Source organism: Acetobacteraceae bacterium (assembly GCA_004843345.1).
Taxonomy (GTDB): domain Bacteria; phylum Pseudomonadota; class Alphaproteobacteria; order Acetobacterales; family Acetobacteraceae.
Genome location: CP039460.1, coordinates 457754 through 475797, shown reverse-complemented (window position 1 = coordinate 475797; position 18044 = coordinate 457754). Strand labels below are relative to the sequence as shown.

General features: G+C 43.4%; 16 protein-coding genes. 7 read left to right on the top strand and 9 right to left on the bottom strand.

Going from position 1 to position 18044, the window contains the following annotated elements:
- Positions 1–52 precede the first annotated feature (52 nt).
- The 3 genes from FAI40_02320 to FAI40_02310 all read left to right on the top strand — a co-directional run bounded on the left by FAI40_02320 (position 53) and on the right by FAI40_02310 (position 2635).
- Positions 53–784, top strand: a complete 732-nt coding sequence (locus FAI40_02320; protein QCE34264.1) for a DUF4339 domain-containing protein — start codon at positions 53–55, stop codon at positions 782–784.
- A gap of 106 nt (positions 785–890) precedes the next feature.
- On the top strand, positions 891–1526 hold the full coding sequence (locus tag FAI40_02315) for a ribonuclease HII (protein ID QCE34263.1): 636 nt from the start codon (positions 891–893) through the stop codon (positions 1524–1526).
- The gene (locus tag FAI40_02310; GenBank protein ID QCE34262.1) at positions 1523–2635 is read left to right on the top strand and encodes a site-specific DNA-methyltransferase; all 1113 of its coding nucleotides are present in this window, start codon (positions 1523–1525) and stop codon (positions 2633–2635) included. The genes FAI40_02315 and FAI40_02310 overlap by 4 nt, the downstream gene beginning before the upstream one ends.
- Before the next feature lie 59 nt (positions 2636–2694).
- Here FAI40_02310 and FAI40_02305 read toward each other — a convergent pair whose 3' ends face one another.
- Positions 2695–3672 (bottom strand): ankyrin repeat domain-containing protein, encoded by a 978-nt coding sequence (locus FAI40_02305; protein ID QCE34261.1) that lies wholly within the window; start codon positions 3670–3672, stop codon positions 2695–2697.
- Between the two features lie 197 nt (positions 3673–3869).
- Between FAI40_02305 and FAI40_02300 the strand changes: the two genes are divergently transcribed.
- From FAI40_02300 to FAI40_02290, 3 genes are all read left to right on the top strand, one after another.
- Positions 3870–4472 (top strand): DUF1285 domain-containing protein, encoded by a 603-nt coding sequence (locus FAI40_02300; GenBank protein QCE34260.1) that lies wholly within the window; start codon positions 3870–3872, stop codon positions 4470–4472.
- 22 nt (positions 4473–4494) lie between these two features.
- Positions 4495–5727, top strand: coding sequence for a CCA tRNA nucleotidyltransferase (locus tag FAI40_02295; protein ID QCE34259.1), 1233 nt, complete (start codon positions 4495–4497; stop codon positions 5725–5727).
- A 149-nt stretch (positions 5728–5876) separates the two neighbouring features.
- On the top strand, positions 5877–7589 hold the full coding sequence (locus FAI40_02290) for an ABC transporter ATP-binding protein (GenBank protein ID QCE35721.1): 1713 nt from the start codon (positions 5877–5879) through the stop codon (positions 7587–7589).
- On the opposite strand, the gene FAI40_02285 is transcribed toward FAI40_02290, so the two are convergent.
- The 3 genes from FAI40_02285 to FAI40_02275 all read right to left on the bottom strand — a co-directional run bounded on the left by FAI40_02285 (position 7552) and on the right by FAI40_02275 (position 10416).
- Positions 7552–8070 carry an RNA pyrophosphohydrolase gene (locus tag FAI40_02285; GenBank protein QCE34258.1) on the bottom strand — a complete coding sequence of 173 codons (519 nt, stop codon included), beginning with the start codon at positions 8068–8070 and terminating at the stop codon, positions 7552–7554. The two genes, FAI40_02290 and FAI40_02285, sit on opposite strands and share 38 nt — an antisense overlap.
- A 5-nt stretch (positions 8071–8075) precedes the next feature.
- Positions 8076–9530: a S41 family peptidase gene (locus FAI40_02280; protein ID QCE34257.1), complete on the bottom strand. Its 1455-nt coding sequence runs from the start codon at positions 9528–9530 to the stop codon at positions 8076–8078.
- A 103-nt stretch (positions 9531–9633) separates the two neighbouring features.
- A complete protein-coding gene (locus tag FAI40_02275) occupies positions 9634–10416 on the bottom strand; it encodes a sel1 repeat family protein (GenBank protein QCE34256.1) in 783 nt (260 codons plus the stop codon).
- A 387-nt stretch (positions 10417–10803) separates the two neighbouring features.
- Between FAI40_02275 and FAI40_02270 the strand changes: the two genes are divergently transcribed.
- A complete protein-coding gene (locus FAI40_02270; GenBank protein ID QCE34255.1) occupies positions 10804–12705 on the top strand; it encodes a hypothetical protein in 1902 nt (633 codons plus the stop codon).
- A 130-nt stretch (positions 12706–12835) separates the two neighbouring features.
- Here the strand turns inward: FAI40_02270 and FAI40_02265 are convergent, their stop codons facing one another.
- The 5 genes from FAI40_02265 to FAI40_02245 all read right to left on the bottom strand — a co-directional run bounded on the left by FAI40_02265 (position 12836) and on the right by FAI40_02245 (position 17997).
- A complete protein-coding gene (locus FAI40_02265) occupies positions 12836–13936 on the bottom strand; it encodes an alkene reductase (GenBank protein QCE34254.1) in 1101 nt (366 codons plus the stop codon).
- Between the two features lie 44 nt (positions 13937–13980).
- Positions 13981–14565 carry a hypothetical protein gene (locus tag FAI40_02260; protein QCE34253.1) on the bottom strand — a complete coding sequence of 195 codons (585 nt, stop codon included), beginning with the start codon at positions 14563–14565 and terminating at the stop codon, positions 13981–13983.
- 236 nt (positions 14566–14801) lie between these two features.
- Positions 14802–15152, bottom strand: coding sequence for a hypothetical protein (locus FAI40_02255; protein ID QCE34252.1), 351 nt, complete (start codon positions 15150–15152; stop codon positions 14802–14804).
- Between the two features lie 44 nt (positions 15153–15196).
- Positions 15197–16447 carry a hypothetical protein gene (locus FAI40_02250; protein ID QCE34251.1) on the bottom strand — a complete coding sequence of 417 codons (1251 nt, stop codon included), beginning with the start codon at positions 16445–16447 and terminating at the stop codon, positions 15197–15199.
- A 5-nt stretch (positions 16448–16452) separates the two neighbouring features.
- Entirely contained in the window at positions 16453–17997 is a 1545-nt protein-coding gene (locus FAI40_02245) for a 2,3-bisphosphoglycerate-independent phosphoglycerate mutase (GenBank protein ID QCE34250.1), read from the bottom strand.
- Between the last annotated feature and the right edge of the window lie 47 nt (positions 17998–18044).

Here is an 18044-nt window from a genome sequence, read left to right as displayed (position 1 = left end):
CGGTTTTTATTTAAAGCTCTAAAGAGAGAATATTGCAGAAGGATTGTTAGACATGGCGCAGTGGTTTTACGAAAAAGACGGAAAACCAACGGGTCCAGTCTCTCAAATGGAGATTTCGGGCTTAATTATCTCAGGCAAGGTAAAGGACGAGACGCTCGTTTGGACTTCCAGCTTTGGGGATGAATGGCGCACGGCAAGGCAGGCAGGTTTGCCCACAATTACTTTTTCTTCGGCAAGTTCTGCTGAAAAAAGAGCAGAGTCCGAAGCTTCGAAAATGATTGCAACATCTTTTTTAGAAGCTTTAGAGAAAAAACGGGCGAGCTTGTCTTCTTTTTGGGCGATCGCTTTATCCTGCGAATTAGCTGTTTGGGCGCTTATTAATTCTACGTCGTTAGAGATGCGGTTGCAGTCTTCTAGTGCTTTTGTGGCACAAAGTTGGATGGTGTTTGCAATTTTTATCCATTTTGCTGTGCAGTTTTTGTTTATACAAAAAGATCGGCAGAATATGGCTGGGGCTGGATGTCAGCCACTTTCTTATTTATGGATTTTATTGCCGCAAGGTTATTTTTTGTTGAGATGGGAACGGACTAAAAAATATTTTGGGCTTTTTCTCTTCTCACTTTTCCTTTTCCTCTTCAATCTTGCGCATCTTTTTCAGCCTCAAGTTCTCGAACAGATAATGCAGTACCAGAAGGAGACTTCTGTTGTCAGCGCGCCTTCGACTCCTGTGAGTCAAAATAGTCAGACTGTTTCAACCCCTCCAGCTGTTGAAACTAAAAAATAAAAGAAAAAAAAGAGCTTGATCCTTAAGTTTTTTAAAATTTAGGGCTGTTCTTTTTGGAGTCGCAAAGGTAGAATCGGGTCTCACGTTACTTCAATAGGAATATCGTTTGCCTGATTTTACGCTTGAGGAAGCCTGTGGAGGGCTGGTTGCTGGGATTGATGAGGTTGGCCGAGGCTGTCTCGCTGGTCCTGTCGTCGCCGCCTCTTTTGTTTTTTCCTCGTATAAAATTTCAGATCTTTGTGATGGCATTGATGATTCAAAAAAGCTGAGCAAAAAAAAACGCCAGTCTGTTTTTGAACGTCTTTCTGCTTCGCCTGATGTTGTTTGGGCGCTTGGGGCAGGCTCTTCCGTTGAAATTGATAAATATAACATTCGACAAGCAACGCATTTGGCTATGCGCCGGTCTTTGGCGGTTTTGCGTCATCGTTTAGGGAAAAATCCAGACTATGTTTTGGTCGATGGAAATGATTTTCCAGATTTACCCTGCAAGGGACGGGCAGTGGTGAAAGGGGATCGTTATTCTCTTTCCATTGCAGCAGCCTCCATTATGGCAAAAGTTGTTAGAGATCGGGTGATGGAGCGCCTTTCCTTGCGTTACGCCCATTATGGTTGGGAAAATAACGCAGGGTACGGGGTAAAAAAACACCTTGAGGGGCTTCAAAAAAAAGGGGCAACTCCTCACCACCGTTATTCTTTTGCGCCAGTGCAGCGCTTAGCCGTTTCAGGAATTGGGAACCTATGAGCATTCAATCTTCGACTTCCTCTTCAGATGATTTTTGGCCAGTTGATATGATTTCTCAGGGGGATTGTGTTGAGGTGATGAGCCGTCTGCCTTCTGAAAGCGTGAATTGCGTTTTTGCAGATCCGCCTTACAACTTGCAATTACAAGGAGAGTTGCGCCGTCCAGATGACAGTCTGGTCGATGGGGTGACGGATTCATGGGATCGCTTCGATGATTTTGAGGCCTATGATAAATTTACGAGGGCATGGCTGACAGAGGCCCGCCGTGTTTTACATAAGGACGGCACTTTATGGGTGATTGGCTCTTACCATAATATTTTCCGTATCGGCGCAATGTTGCAGGATATGGGCTTCTGGATTTTAAATGATGTTGTTTGGCGGAAAACCAATCCCATGCCAAATTTCAAAGGACGCCGTTTCACCAATGCGCATGAAACACTGATTTGGGCGGCAAAATCGCCTCAAAGCAAATATTGCTTTAATTACCAAGCGATGAAGGCTTTGAATGATGATGTGCAGATGCGCTCTGATTGGACGATATCTGTGTGCAATGGCAAAGAGCGTTTACGCAATGAGCATGGGTTAAAACTTCACCCGACACAGAAACCGGAAATGCTGCTGTACCGTGTTTTATTGTCATCAACGAAAATGGACGATGTGATTTTAGATCCTTTTTCTGGGACAGGAACAACGGCAGCGATGGCAAAGCGCTTGAATCGCCGTTTTATCGTGATTGAGCGTCATCCTGATTATATTAAGGGTGCACAAGAGCGCTTGGATAGAGAAGAGGTTTTGGGGGATAAGGCGCTTGAGGTGACACCAGCGCCACGGGCTCAGCCAAGAGTGCCTTTTGGAACATTGGTGGAGAATGGGATTTTAGAGCCAGGTACATTGCTATATGACCGTTCACGCCGCCTGCAGGCAACCATTAGTGCTGATGGGAGTTTGATTTCAGGGGACACACGGGCTTCCATTCATAAAATGGGCGCTTTTTTGACGGGGGCGCCTTCCTGCAATGGTTGGACTTTTTGGCATTTTGAGAAAGAAGGGGAGCTTCTCCCCGTGGATGCGCTTCGTCAAGAATGGCGCAAGGGGCATGGCCTCTCTTAATTTTTCGGAATTATTGTCTTATTAAAGCCCCTGTAAAAAGGGGCTTTTTTTTATGTTTGTTATGGTTCATTGGGGGCTGTTGGTGCAGGCGGAAGAGGTTCTGTTTCCTGTGTTTCATCTGGATTTTGCATCGGACGGATATGGACGTTTTTTGCATTGGCTGGAATAGAAATAACCGCATGTTTTTGCTTTTTAGAGCGGGCTTTGACGACGAATTGCCCTGGCTGCTGCGGTGTTGCACCAACTGTCGGTGCTGCTGGATCTCTTGGCGCTCTTTCCGCTTCGACAATTTCTTTTTCAATTTTAGGTTTTTCAAGCTTTTCATCTACCGGTGGCAGGGCAGGAGTGAAAGTCGATGGCCTTTTTACTTTCTTAGGCGTTGCAACAGTAGGGCCATAGCCCAAAAAGCCAATTTTAGGAATGGGAACGCCACCGCTTGGATCGTAATGCGGTTCTTCTCTTTTTGGATTGACGACCATGCTCGCCGTGCCCGAAACTTTGGCGGACATGTCTCCCGTTTCCTCATGCGTTGTGGTTTTTATGAGGTGTCCTTCAGGATTGTAACCTCTAAGAGAGAGCAAGAGAAAGACGATATTATTTCGGTTTAAGTCAATCGCCATATCCAAAGGCGTTTGATCCAAAACATTGCGTGCCGTGATGTCAGCACCACGGCTTAAAGCTTCACGGGCGGCATTCATAGATCCTTTATTGATGGATTCAAAAAGTGCCTGTGTTGGGTTTGTATCGTTGTTGGAATGAATGCTGGGTTCTTCATAGCTGTTTTCAACGCCAGGCAGGGCGGAAGGCGGTGCTTTGCTAAGGGAATTTTTCCTCGCTTCTTCCTGACGCTGTTGCTCCATGGCGGCTTCTTCCTCTTCCGCCTCTTGCTGGGATTGTGCGTGTGCCGTTTGGGGAAGCACGGCAAGAGCTAGGGGGGAGAGTAAGGTGAAAATCAGCGAAAGCGCTAGAGGTTTCCTAGCCCATGCAAGATTCTTTATGTGTCTGAAAGCATATTGCTTGGGAAGGGAAGAAAACATTCGAATCATCTTAATCTAAGAGGGAAAGGGTAATTCATCTCTAAAATTATGGCATCTTAGCAACAATAGAGAGGTGATAGAAGAGAGACACACATAAAGTTAATGACATTTTAAAGCGTTATTCCCATTTAGGAGGAGTGTAAAGAAGTTCGAATAGGGAATTATATTTCTGTGAGTATAGAAATCAGGGAGGCATCGTGACAAGGCAGGCAGTTGAAGAATCTTGTATGTCTAAATTTGCGATGATGGCGACATTAGAGAAATTATCCTTCGGGTGTCAGTGTTTGCCTAAAAAAGGAACAGAGAAAACGGGAAGGTTGCCTTTCCGTATCGCTCGGGACGGACGCTGGTATTATAAGTCAGAACTGATTAAGGAGCGGGAGGCTCAGAAATTTTTAGCGTCGATGCTGATGCGTGATGAGGCTGGAAATTATTTCCTTCAAACCCCCTCAGGTAAAGGCTTTATTGAAGTTGAGGATGTGCCTTATATTGCCATGAGAATGCAATTTAGCGGTTTATGTGAAAGACGCCAGAGCATCTCTTTGATGACCAATATTGGAAAAATTTACTGTGTTGGGCCAGATCATCCGCTTTTTTGCCAGTTTAGTAAAGAGGAAGGCAGGGCTTCTGTTTATCTCCGCTTAACGGAAGACGAGAAAAAAGCGCCGATTTTAGCACGTTTAAGCAAGGCGGTGATTTTTGAGTTAGGGGCATTGAGCGCTGTGCATTTCTTGGATGGAAAAGAATGTATGGGTGTTTGGAGCAGAGGTCAATTTTTCCCTATTCCGTGTGCTTTTTAATCCTCGTTGTCCCTAAGATGTTATGAAGCGATATGATCTTTCGCATCTGTGTGAGAAGCATTCTGGCTTAAAGCGTTTATGGTCTATTTTTCCAGAGGCTCGATTGGTAGGGGGGTGTGTTCGAGATTCTCTTTTGGGGCAAGTCCCGCATGATATTGATATGGCTGTGCCATATCCGCCAGAGCGTGTCATTGAAAAGCTTAAAGCTGCAAAACAGCGTTTTTTTCCGACAGGTTTAGAACATGGAACGGTTTCTGTTCTTATCAAAGGAGAGATCTACGAGCTGACTTCATTGCGTCAGGACCTTGTGACCGATGGCCGCCATGCGCAAGTTGCCTGGACTGCGGATTGGCAAAAAGATGCTGAGCGGCGTGATTTTACGATCAATGCGATGTCGATGGATAAAACGGGCAAGCTTTATGATTATTTTGGCGGGGAAGCAGACTTAAGGCTAGGAAAGGTTCGGTTTGTGGGTGTGCCTGCTTTGCGCATTCAGGAAGATTATCTTCGGATTTTACGTTATTTTCGCTTTTCAGCACGTTTTGAACAGGAAGCCCCTTCTAAAAAAATTTTGAAAGTGATTTCAGAAGCGCTTGAAGGGTTTGCCACTTTGGCGAAGGAACGCATACGGGATGAGTTTTCTAAAATTCTTTTAGGGCCACACCTCATTCGAACGCTTTATGCAATGGAGGAGGCTGGAATTTTAAAACGCCTTTTTCAAAGTTATGAGATTGAGGCCTTAAACACTGGCTTGGCATTGGATTTACCAGAGGATTTTATTCTGCGTCTTTATGTGCTTTGTCCAGAGATTGAGATTTTAAAAAAAACTTTTGCGCTTTCAAATAAAGAGAAAAAACGCCTGTCTTTTTTTGCACATTTTGGGAATGTTTTTGAATTAACATCAGATATGCCAACACTTTTGAAATATCTCGATCAGTATCCTCTTTCTGACTTAATGGCTTATTCTTATATCGCAGAAATAAAAGATGCTGAAAGCGTGATTTCTAAGGACAAAACCTGTAAGAATGACTGGGAGATTTTACGTCAGCGGCTTCAAGAGACAGTTTTGCCTGAATTTCCAGTCGCAGGGCGGGATCTGCTCGAAAGAAATGTCGAAGCAGGCCCTCAAATTGGGGCATTATTAAAAGAAATGCGCCTTTATTGGTTAGCGCAAGAGGCCAAAGTTACCAAACAAGAGATTTTAAAATATTTTGGCCTGCAAGGCTGGAAGATTGCTAAAGAAAGAGAGCCCTGATTATTTCCTCGAAAACGTCAAAAGATAATTCAGACAAACTTAAAAAAGCAAAGACATCTCTTCTCGTGCGCTTGTGGAAAGAAGAGCTGTCTCACCGAAAATTCCTGTTGCTTTTGACGTTGCTTTTAGCCATTGCCGCAGCCTCTTTGATGGCCGCTTATCCGCTTGTCATTCGTAAAGCAGTGGATATGTTTGCCCGTAAAGATCCACGAATTCTCTATCAAATTCCTATTCTTGTTGTTATTTTGACGGGGTTAAAAGCGCTTTGCCAATATGGGCAGACGTTAATGTTGCACCGCCTTTCGTTAGACACGATTCAAAGTCTTCAGCATAAATTGCTAAAATCGCTGCTTTATAAAGACCTTTCTACCATTGAAGCCTTGCCGCCTGCTGGGTGGACTTCCCGTTTTACAACGGAGGCTATGGCAATCCGTGAAGCCCTGACCAGAGCAACCAATGCGGTAGGAGATGTGGCGACGGTTATTGGGCTTGGCATTTGTATGATTTGGCTGGATTGGGAATTGGCGATTGTCGCTCTTATTCTTTATCCGCTGACCGTTTTACCTGTACGCAATGTCGGTAAAAAGGTTAAAAATTCCGCTAGAGAAATGCAAAGCCAAACAGCAAAGATGGTTGCACGTTTAACAGAAAATTTTTCTCTTGCACGTCCTGTCCGCCTCCACGGAATGGAAGAAAAGCAGTATCAGGACTTAGGGGATGGCTTGAATAAATTGCGGAATGCCCATTTTGCCATGGCACGCAATAAAGCGAAATTAGATCCTTTATTAGAAGTCATCGCGGGGGTTTCTGTGGCGATTGCGTTTGCCTTTGCCGGCTGGCGCTCGGCGATGGGAGGGGCTTCTTTAGGGGAATTTACAGCATTTATTGCGGCACTTTTCGCCGCTTCCCGTCCGATGCGTTCTTTGGCTTCTCTGAATGCCGCCTTGCAAGAGGGGGCTGCGGGTCTTTCACATGTCTTTTCTGTTATGGATACGCCGATTTTGATTCAAGACCCGAAAGATCCAGTTGCTATTTCGCGTCCTTTTTCCAGTTTGGTTTTTGAAGATGTCTCTTATCAATATAGTGATGGACGATGGGGACTTCAAAATTTTTCTTTAAAGATTAAAGAAGGGAGTTTTGTAGCGTTAGTAGGGGAAAGTGGGGCTGGAAAATCGACAGCTCTTTCCTTAATTCCTCGTTTACATGACCCTGCGATGGGGCGTGTGCTTTTGGGAGGTGAGGATCTAAAATCTTTTGCGATAAAAGAGTTGCGGTCTTTAATTGGCTATGTAGGGCAGGAAACGCCTTTATTCGAAATGAGCTTGCTTGATAATATCCGCATTTCAGAGCCAGAAGCTTCGTTAGAAGAGGTTCAAAATCTGTGTGAGGCAATGGGACTGGATTTTATTAAACAATTTCCAGACGGCTACCAAACTTTGGTAGGCTATCAGGGGCGTTCTCTTTCTGGTGGGCAGCGTCAGTGTGTCGCCATTGCAAGAGCATTGCTAAGACAGCCTGCAATCTTGATTTTAGATGAGGCGATGAGCGCTTTAGATGCAAATAGCGAGGCAAAGCTTGAAAATTTCCTGAGGGAGTACCGTAAAGGAAAGACAACTATTATGGTTTCACACCGCTTGAGCAGTCTAGGTAATGCAAACTTTATTTCTGTCATGCACGAGGGGTGCGTCGTACAGGAAGGAAGCCCTGAGATGCTTTTGAAGGACGAGGAAGGCGTTTATGCCAAAATGGCTTCTAAGCAAGGCTTAAAAGCCATACATCAGACAGGCCTTGTTCAAAAAGAGATCGGCGTGCTTCCAAACAGTTCTACTGTTTGTTTTCTGTGCCAAACCCACTTTCATTGAAAATTTGAACAATATCGGGAAAAACTTCTTGGTAGGCTTTGCTTTTAAATCCAAGATTATAGTCTGAAAGAATGCTTTCAGGGGAAGCCCATTTCCATTCGCTAAATTCAGGATATTCGAATTGTTCAAGATTTATATCTTTATCCTCACCGAGAAAAGCAAAAACGACCCATTTTTGCCTTTGGCCACGATAGCGTCCGCCGAGGGCTTTTCCGTAAAGGCGGGCAGGTAACTCGTAGGTAACCCATCCTTCACGTTCGCCGAGATATTTTGCCTTGTTGGTGCCAATCTCTTCCGCCATTTCACGCCAAGCAGCTTGTTCAGGCGTTTCATTTTCTTGAATACCGCCTTGAGGGCATTGCCAAATTTGCTGACGGTGATCGACACGCCTTCCTAAGAACAATTCTCCTTTTCGATTAAACAGCGCAATGCCGGCATTGGGACGATAAGGAAGAGAATGAAAGGAGGAGATGTCAGTCATAACGATTACTTCTTACTAGATGTTTCGGAGACGACCTTTTTCGGGGGCTCCTTGACAAAATAGGCATCTAAGCCTTTCTCAAGGATATTGATAGCTTGCTGAAGCTGAAAATCAGTACTTGGTTTGAGCAGGTCAAACTCAGGCCAAGATTTTGGTGGCACACTCGGAACTTTTTTCGCTTCTGGCGAAAGGGTTCGAGGCGCATCCAGCGGTTTTTTGTCTTCATTCTCAAGAGCGCCTGTAAAATCGGCCTCATGGAAAACAAAATATTTACTATCGTCTGAAGATTCAAAAATCTCAATATCTGGACTGATTCCAAATTTCTGGATGGAGTGGCCCGATGGGGTATAATAACGGGCCGTCGTTAGGCGCAGAGCGCCTTGATTGTCTGGCAGCGGAATAACTGACTGCACAGAGCCTTTTCCAAAAGAGCGTGTTCCTAAAATAAGGCCACGCTGATGATCCTTGACAGCGCCAGCCACAATTTCACTTGCAGAGGCAGAGCCAGAGTTAATGAGAACTACGAGCGGAAGATTATGGGTGATTTCGCTGCCATCGGCCTTCCAGCTTTGGTTGCTTTCAGCCTTTCTCGCCCGAATGGAAACAATTTCACCCGATGGAATAAATTCACGGGACACAGCAACTGCCTCATCTAAACGTCCGCCCGGATTGTTGCGAAGGTCTAGAATGACCCCTTTGAGTTTTGTCTTGTTGGCGGCGGCTTCTTTTTGGACTTTATTAAACGCAGCAGCTAGTTCTGAAGCCGCATGGTCGCCAAATTCACTAAGACGCAAATAAGCAAGATTATCATGGTAGAGGGCAGAGCGTACCATTCTGACTTTGATTTTTTCCCGTTTAAGGGAAAGTGTCAGGCTTTTTCCTGTTTTAGCCTGTATCAGTTTGAGAACGACTTTGCTGCCTGGTTTTCCACGGAGTTTTTCAACCGCTTTAATAAGGGGTAAGCCAGCGAGGGGCGCATCATCAACATCAGTGATGAGATCGCCACTTTGAATACCAGCACGGGAGGCAGGTGTATCATCGAGTGCAGAGACAACACGGATATGGCCACTATCTTGCTGAACCTCCATCCCGAGACCGCCAAAATGGCCTTCAATCTCGTTTTTCATGGATTGAAATTCTTCTTCTGGCATATAGCCTGAATGCGGATCAAGATTGCTCAGCATGCCTTTTAAGCCGTTTTCAATCAGTTTTTTATCGCTGACAGGCTCAACATATTCTGTATGGGCAACGTCCATAATCGTCCCAAAAAGCTGAAGAAGCTTAATAGTTTCGAGAGCTTCTTTCTTTTTTTCAGGACTGATATTTGCTGGCAGTGGCGTTTTCTCAATCTTTTCAGAGAGTTTTGCCTCTTCCACAGCAGACGCATAAAGGGGCGAAAAGGCTAAAAAAGCGCTGGAAAGAAGTAAAACAGACTTCAAAGACGCAGGAAGGAATTTCATAAAGAGCAAAATTTACATAAAGGAATACTGTAAGCTGGAGTAACGCATAGCATAGTTTTAAAATTTTGTCTTATTTTTAGAGTCTCTTTGGGGAGAAGAAAGATCATGTCCGCAATTCAGGATGTTCCTGATAGAATTTCTCTAAATTGCGTCCTGCTTTTTTATCTCCTTGTGCGACGGCTTTTTTCCAGAGCTCTATGGTTCTAGCGTAATCTTGCGGAACGCCTTGTCCATTTTTATAGAGAACCCCTAAATTGATTTGAGCAGGCGCATAGCCTTGATCGGCTGCTTTTTGATATAATTCTGCGGCTTTGGCGTCATCTTGTTTAACGCCTTGTCCGTTGGCATAGAGAATGCCTAAATTGTACTCTGCATGCGCAAAATTTTGATCGACCGCTTTTTGGTATAATTCTGCGGCTTTGGTGTAATTTTGCGGAACACCTTTTCCCTTTTCGTACAGAACCCCTAAATTATATTGCGCTTTGACAAAGCCTTGATCGGCCGCTTTTTGCCAAAGTTCCGCAGATTTCGCATAATCTGGTGTTATTCCGTCGCTGTCATCATAAAGAAGCCCCAAAGCATATTGCGCTCTGGCATCGCCTTCATCAGCGGCTTTTTGATAAAATTCCGCCGCTTTGACATCGCTTTGAGGGACATCTTTTCCAAAATAATAGGCATTGCCAAGATGAAGCTGTGCAGTGACGCTGCCTCGTTTTGCTGCGGCTTCTAAAAAGCGGAGATTGAGCATGGCCACAGGTTTAGAATGAAGAGGCGCTATGGATTTCAAGGAAAGTTTGCCTGTTCCTGCCAAATAGCCAACCGATCCTGCTAAAAAGACGGCGCATAAAGTCGTCGTTGTGAAAGAGATAACCTTATTGCTCATCATTCATCCTAAGCTCATTACAATCTGACTTTTAGATTAGTATAATTTTAAACATGTAAATAGGCGTCGAGAGGGAAGAGATAGCACCTAGTAGAAACCGTCTCTCTTCTCCCTTTATATTGTCATAACAGGCAAATAACAATTCTCTCTTAAATTGAGGTTAAATTGTATCCGACTGGGTCATAGGGGTGATTACACATTCTCAGATCAATTAGGAAAAAGCCTTTCGTCAATGTATAAAAGATCAAAACAGGCGCTGGCATGCTTATGATCCGTACAGTTTATCATAAAAGCATCATTGCAGGAGAAGGTTAAGAATCGATTGGTTGCGTATTCCATTGTATGATTGGCTCAATGATGGGTCATTATCTTGCATGGGAAGAACATTGGGTGTCTAAACTAATCATTTATTTTATATCAGCGCTTTTTTTGACGACCTCTCTTTCAAAAGAGGTTAGAGCAAATGATAAATCTGTGATGCAATCTCAAATCAATACGCCCAATGGTGTTGCCGGTTTAGATTATGAGGCGCGGCTGAACCAGTTCATTAAAACGAGTGGTTTAGATACACCAACAGCCCCGAATGGAGACCTGCTCAGTACAGGAAGAGCCAGATTCAATAGTATGATTGATGGCCAACTTCTTATGCGGATTACGGGGGCGCACCGTCAAGCAAATCCGTCAGATGAAGATAATTGGACAGATCCAGATGGGGTAACGATAGGGGGTTTTTCTGAGGGGAGAGGTTCACATGTCCTTATAACATGTCAGAATGAGGGCGGGATGAATCTGGGTACTTGTTTGAGTTTATGGAACTCAAATGCGCCCTATACAAGCAACCGTCCAGGCATAAGTCCTACAACAGGCGATCAAATTGCACATTATCCGGGGACATTAGATGGTGTCGTTTTTGATAATGGGACTAAAAACACAACTCCAAAGATTGTTGCGGGTAAAAATATTCAAGATTCTGGAGGTGTGAATCATGATCTGTATTTTTATAAACAAGGTGTTTACATTTACCCAGTCCTTTCAGAAACAGACCGAGCAAAGATTAAGCAACATCAGAGTATTGTCAGTAATGTATCGACAAAAACCTATAAGGATAAAAGCTCTGGTTATAAATTTACGGGCGTGAATGGTTTCTCTGGTATGATCAATAACTGGATTTTTAGTGATAAATGTCCATCTCATTTCGGATCTGCGAATAAATGTGACCGTTTAGATGTTGATAAATGGGTCATTCCTAATGCGCCGGAAACAGCATCTCAATCTCTAAACCCTCAAGATTATGCAAATGATCCGGAAAATTTCGATACGCATTATGATAAAGATGCGACCTTTCCAAGGATCTATGTTGGTGCGAGATCAAAAATGTTTAATTTGCTTGATACCTGCGCTATCGTTGATAATGACTCCCTTCCAGAAAATAACCAGTCTTCTAGTGAAAAACACAGTTTGGTACGTGAATGTGAGAATGCTGAATATGATAACGAACTTCATACGACAATTAGTGGGAAATACCATTATAACGGGCTGACACTTACCTTGGACAGCCATTTCCCTGGAAAATCTTGGCTGGACGGGGCGACTCAAAATGATGGCTTCAATGCATGGCCAGAATTGAGTTCGTGGGGGCTTTATATAGGAGGCCAGTTTCCAAACTTGCTTCAGCTTGAGCCCTTCACAAGCAATTTAGTCTGGGCAATTAAAGGCAATGTTTTGGGGGTAACAAACCCTATTAGTGCAGATTCTACGTCAGGATCTAAAGCACTCGCTTCCAGTCTATATAAACAGGCAGGGAAGACATCTATGCGTGAGGATCATTGGGAGCAATGTGATGCTGTAAACGGTGCTAGCTGTGACGATCATAGCAATATGTCGTGGCATATGGGTGTCAGAGTGGCAGCAGATAAGCCCGAAAATGAAAATATCATGTCGCCCAATAGTGGCGCACCTGGGGCAGATATAAGTTTTGGCGGGGATGGCTCCCTTCGTCTTTGTGCGGCTTCTGGGAATTGCTCCTTGGTTTATCCGGGATCTGCAGGGATGCGTATCCCTTATGTTAATACAGCGAGTATTGGCGCACTGAGTGATTCTGAAAATGTGATAATCACATCTCCGATGATTGCTGATAAATCAGTATCGGCTGAATCTTTCAAAGAAAATTTAAGAACTCCGAAATCATCCAGAGAGGCATGCGAGGCAGGTCAGTTTGTAGATGATCAAAACTATCACTATGTCTGTACCTCTCCCAATCATTGGAAGCGGATTATGCTGAGTGATTTTTAGGAACTTCTCAAATTCTCTTGCTTCTTCTCCCATGGTTACGTTTTAATATGGCGTTGAAAAATGAACCATGGGGAGAAATGCGCTTTTTTGATTTGGCGCTGGGCGATTTTTGCGAAGCAAGGGGCAAGAATTAGATTGTTGGCCAATCTGTATAGCCATGTTCTTTATCGGTGAGGAATTGGCCGTACCATGTTGTTTTATCTTCTTTATTGAGGGGGGCGCTTGTTTTAAAGCGTTTCACGAGATCAGGATTAGCAATAAAATCCCTGCCGAAAGAAATGGCATCGGCAAATCCGTCTTGAACAGCTTCTTTGGCGCTTTCAAAATTATAATTCCCATTTAAAACCAAAGGCTTTTTAAAAATCTTTCGGATTTCTGGCGATAATTTGGGTTGGTAGGAAAGGGGATTGGCGAGATTATCTTTTGAGGCGTGTGGATTAAATTCTTTGAGTGCCAGCCAGGCAATGTTTAATTCATTAAGCATTTTAGCGACTGGAAGAAAGAGTTTTTCGGGTTGGCTGTCGATACAGCCTAAAATTTCACCATTAGGAGAAAGGCGGACACCTACTTGCTCTGATCCAATTTCAGCAATGACTGCTTGGCAGACTTCTTTTAAGAACCGCATACGGTTTTCAGGAGAGTAGCCATATTCATCTGTTCTTTGGTTGCTGCTGTCTCTTAAAAATTGGTCTAGGAGATAACCATTCGCACCATGAATCTGTACACCATCAAATCCTGCTTTGCGCGCATTTCGGGCAGCCTTGGCAAAAAGCTCGGTAATTTGATGAATTTCAGAAATCTTTAAAGCCCTTGCCTTGGGATAAGGACGTTTTCCTTCCCATGTATGGCCGATGCCAGGTGCTGCGCTATCGCTTGCAGAGACAGGCTGTTGTCCACCAGACATCGTAGGAAAAACAATTCTGCCGCCATGCCATAATTGCGCAATGATTTTTCCGCCTTTCTGATGAACGGCTTCTGTGACATGTTTCCAGCCTTCAATCTGTTCTTCCATCCAGATGCCAGACGCATTGAGAAAGCCATATCCTTGAAGACAAATTGCAATGCTTTCGGAGACAATTAAGCCTGCCTCTGCTCGCTGTGCATAATATTGCGCCATGAGGGAAGAGGGAACGCCATCAGGGTAATTGCGGGTGCGTGTCAGAGGCGCCATAAAAAGACGGTTCTGACAGGTCGTTTTTCCAATTTGGATCGGGTCAAACAAACTTATCATTTGAATGGCTCCTTTTTGGTTAACTTTTGATATTCTAAGAGGAATTATTTTAGATCGTCTTTTGATGTTATTGTTTTGAGAAGAAATTCTGCCCATTTTTGGTTGTATAAATAATCTTTATGAGCAGCGTCATAAATGCAGTATTTGCTTTGAGTTTTTCTTGGGGTGTTGCTTTTAGTTTCTGGGCGTATTTTAAATTTTTTCCATGCTTTTGTATGGTAATAGATAGAAAACCAACTTAACTTCCCTTTAATTATATCCACAATGGCTTTTGTCTTAAATGGATATTCATCAGATGTTAGAATTGTTTTTTCTTTTATTAGAATATTATGAATTTCTTTCCCTTGTGCGCTTTCTGGACTGATAAATTCAATATGTTCGGAGGATTTTCCACCAGAAAGCAGTGCGAAGAGAACTTTTAATTTGTATTGTGGATCATTAGCAAGTTCGTCAGATATTTTTGTATTAAGCCTTAAATCTAATGCTTCAATTGCAGGTGGAATATTAAAATTTTGTATGTTGGAGGCTTGATGCAGATTTAATTTTGCAAATTGAATCGCAAAAGATAAATTTTTTTGTAATGATGTTTTTTCACCAAACCATTGGACAAGTATCTTATCAAAATTCAAACAACAAGCTTGGAAAATCCCATACCAGAAAGGATCACTGTTGCCTGTGAGATGATGCTTTACTTGGTCTCGGATTTCTTTGATTGCCTTTAAATTGTCTTTGATACCAGATGGAAGCTTTAATTTTTCGTTCTCTATCAGTTTACTGAGAGGGAGAGTCCAAGTTTGTTTACCGTTTTTTTTCTCAATATTTATGCCTATTCTAATGCAATGCTCATGTACTAGATATGTCCAAGCTATATTAGCATTAACATAAAGGCTTCAGCTTTAAATTTCATATAAGGCGTATTGAAGACGCTTACGGCGAAAAGCATTGCTTCACGGGCTTTAATCAGGCGTTCATCATTTAGACGGTTTAGCCCTGTTTCCCAGTCATATGTTTCTTTTTGAAATAAAAATTTTTCTACTTCCTCTTTGGAAGCGACAGGTTGATTATTATTGTTTTTTATGTCAGAAATTCGGCCAGAATTAACAGTTTTTTTGCGTCCAATATTTACTAAATATTGTATATCTTGATTACTTCTTCCTTCATTTAAAAGTGCTTTTATAATTCTCTTTTCTAAAGGTTTTAAATCTGTTTTTCTCATGACGGATGTCCCTTCAGTAGAAAATATGAATGTTAGAATGACAGTTAATTTTTTAAATATTTCGCAGGATTGATAGGGATATTCTTAATACGAAGCTGGAGGGAAAGGGTGCTGCTGGCATTGCTTGGCATTTGTCCGATAACTTGTTTTTTCTGGAGATGATCGCCTTGTTTAACAGAGATTTTACCCAGTCCAGAAAGCACCATTCTGCGTTGCGGTCCGCAATCGAGAATAATAACTTGCCCAAAGCCTTCAAAATTGCCAGCAAAAAGCACAATCGCATTGACAGGTGAAATAACATTTTCATTGGCATGGCCGGGATATTTAATCGCATTATTGGCGATACCGTCTTCAATCTGTCCCCATTTGGAAGTTGGGGGTGAAGGGAGAGGCGAAAGACCCGTGCCTGCTTCGATTGTCTGGGCCTTGGCAGGTGTAGGAAGGCTGGGTTTTTGGCCACGCTGGATTTGAAGCTGGCGCTGTTGCAGAATTTTTTGACGCTCAATACGTTGTCTTAAATCTTCTTCGGCAATGAGATCGGCAAGTTTCTTTTCAAGCTGAGCTTTGACCGCTTGCCGTTTTTTAATTTCAGCGTCATGTTCAGCAATATTTTTTTGATGTTCTGCTGTAAGCTTTTGAGATTCCTCAAGTTTTTTTTCAATTTGCGTTTCTTTCTGCAGCCAAGCTTTTTGCTGTGCCTGAAGATTTTCCCGTTTGCTTTTTAATGCCAAATTTTCTTTTTCTAATTTTTCGTTGCGGGTTGTTAGATTTTCTTGTTTTTCCGTATTTTCCTGCCCAAGAAGGGAGAAAAAGAGAGGAGGCAGATTTTCATTCTGGTTTTTGATATGAGGGGGCGTAATTTCATAGAGAAAGGCTTCAAAATCGCTCCTTTTCGGGTGCGAGGCATTCCAAAGAATTTGGGCTAACTCCAGCTTGCTTTCTTCTTCCAAAGCTTTTTGATATTTCGCCTCAGTCTGACGTTGCTCTGCTTTTTTTTGTAAGAGATTTTGCTGTAATTTTGTGAGTTGCTGCTGGTTTAGATGCTGATTTTTTTGCAGCGCAAGATTATTTGCGGTGATTTCTTCTAAATTGCGGCGCTCTTCTTCGAGGGCTTGGGCAATTTTTTGACGCTCAAGGCGGGCTTTTGAAAGCTCTTGTTCATTTTTTAAAATCTGTTTGTTAAGATTTTTTTGACTACTGACTTCGGCAGCAAATGCCGAAACGGCTGAAAGTGTCGGAGTAAAAAGGACGCTTCCAGCCGTTAAGAGGAGAACTTTTTGGATAAAAGTTCTCAAGTGATTTACGCTTCTATGAGAGACTTGCCTGTCATTGCTTCAGGCTGTTCTATCCGTAAGAAGTGCAGGAGGGTTGGGGCAACATCTGCTAACGTCCCACCATCACGCAAGGATTTTACCTCTTTTTCGTCTCTGAAATCTGCCAAAACAACAGGAACAGGATTGGTTGTATGAGAGGTGTGCGGTGCGCCTGTCTCCTCATTTTTCATGATTTCACAATTTCCATGATCGGCTGTGAGAAGCAAAACACCGCCTTGCTTTTTCAATGAGGCTTCAATTCGACCAAGCCCTTTATCCACCGCTTGGCAGGCTGAAATAGCGGCATCAAGCTTTCCTGTGTGACCAACCATATCTGGATTTGCATAGTTTAGAATGATGAGGTCGTATTTGCCTGAATCAATCGCCGCAACAACATCATCGGTCACCTGATCCGCAGACATTTCTGGCTGGAGATCATAGGTCGCCACTTTTGGAGACGGAATAAGCTTGCGGTCTTCTTTTGGAGAGGGGGCTTCTTGACCGCCATTAAAGAAGTAGGTCACATGAGGATATTTCTCAGTCTCTGCGATACGCAACTGTGTCAGCCCAGCCTTGGCAACGAGTTCCCCAAGATGCTGCTCAATATTTTCCTTTGGGAAAACGGTTTCCAGATAAGGGTGAAGTTCTGTTGAATAAGGTGTCATGCCGCACGCAAATGCAAAAGCAGGCTGTGCAGGGCGTTCAAATCCTTTGAAATCAGGGAGGAGGAGGGTTTCTAAAATTTCCCCAGCACGGTCGGCACGGAAATTCAGCATCCAGAGGCCATCGCCTTTTTGTGCGCCTTTGTAATCGCCAATGACGCAAGGTTGTACAAATTCGTCTCCTTTATCTTCGGCATAGGCCGCTTTAACAGCATCTTCGGCAGAGTCAAAGTGAGGGCCTTTTGCAAGGGCGATAACATTGTAAGCCTCTTGCACACGTGCCCAACGTTTATCACGGTCCATCGCAAAATAGCGTCCGCTAACGGTTGCAATTGTTGCCTTTGGAACTTCCTTTCTAATTTTAGCAAGAACGTCTAAAGCACAGCGTGGTGCTGTATCACGGCCATCTGTGAAGACGTGGAGAGCAACAGGAATGCCTGCATTTTCAAGGGTTTTAACTGCGCCAATAATATGGTCAAGATGGGAGTGGACGCCCCCTTCAGAGGTTAGTCCCATAACATGGCATGTGCCACCTGTCTTTTTAAGAACGTCAATGAGTTCTTTAACGGCAGGACGATCCTTAAATTCATTATTTTTAGCAGCTTGGCTTAAACGGGGAAGCTCTTGAAGGATACGGCGACCAGCTCCAAGGGTTAAATGGCCGACTTCAGAATTTCCCATTTGTCCAGCTGGCAGGCCGACGGCCTCGCCACTCGCAGCAAGGAGTGCATGCGGATGGTTATTCCAGAGATCGTGGAAGTTAGGCATTACAGAAAGCTTTACAGCATTATCTGCCATGAGATCACGCCAGCCAAAACCATCAAAAATGGTGAGCATAACGGGACGTGGACGTTGTGTACTTACTGTCATTTTACAATTTCCCTTTAAAGCAAAAACCTTACAAGGTCGGGAGAATG

Bases quoted from the DNA above. Each gene is read 5' to 3' on its own strand.
- FAI40_02320 (QCE34264.1), top strand. From the start codon at position 53: ATGGCGCAGTGGTTTTACGAAAAAGACGGAAAACCAACGGGTCCAGTC.
- FAI40_02310 (QCE34262.1), top strand. From the start codon at position 1,523: ATGAGCATTCAATCTTCGACTTCCTCTTCAGATGATTTTTGGCCAGTT.
- FAI40_02305 (QCE34261.1), bottom strand. From the start codon at position 3,672: ATGTTTTCTTCCCTTCCCAAGCAATATGCTTTCAGACACATAAAGAAT.
- FAI40_02295 (QCE34259.1), top strand. From the start codon at position 4,495: ATGAAGCGATATGATCTTTCGCATCTGTGTGAGAAGCATTCTGGCTTA.
- FAI40_02290 (QCE35721.1), top strand. From the start codon at position 5,877: ATGGCCGCTTATCCGCTTGTCATTCGTAAAGCAGTGGATATGTTTGCC.
- FAI40_02285 (QCE34258.1), bottom strand. From the start codon at position 8,070: ATGACTGACATCTCCTCCTTTCATTCTCTTCCTTATCGTCCCAATGCC.
- FAI40_02280 (QCE34257.1), bottom strand. From the start codon at position 9,530: ATGAAATTCCTTCCTGCGTCTTTGAAGTCTGTTTTACTTCTTTCCAGC.
- FAI40_02275 (QCE34256.1), bottom strand. From the start codon at position 10,416: ATGATGAGCAATAAGGTTATCTCTTTCACAACGACGACTTTATGCGCC.
- FAI40_02265 (QCE34254.1), bottom strand. From the start codon at position 13,936: ATGATAAGTTTGTTTGACCCGATCCAAATTGGAAAAACGACCTGTCAG.
- FAI40_02255 (QCE34252.1), bottom strand. From the start codon at position 15,152: ATGAGAAAAACAGATTTAAAACCTTTAGAAAAGAGAATTATAAAAGCA.
- FAI40_02245 (QCE34250.1), bottom strand. From the start codon at position 17,997: ATGACAGTAAGTACACAACGTCCACGTCCCGTTATGCTCACCATTTTT.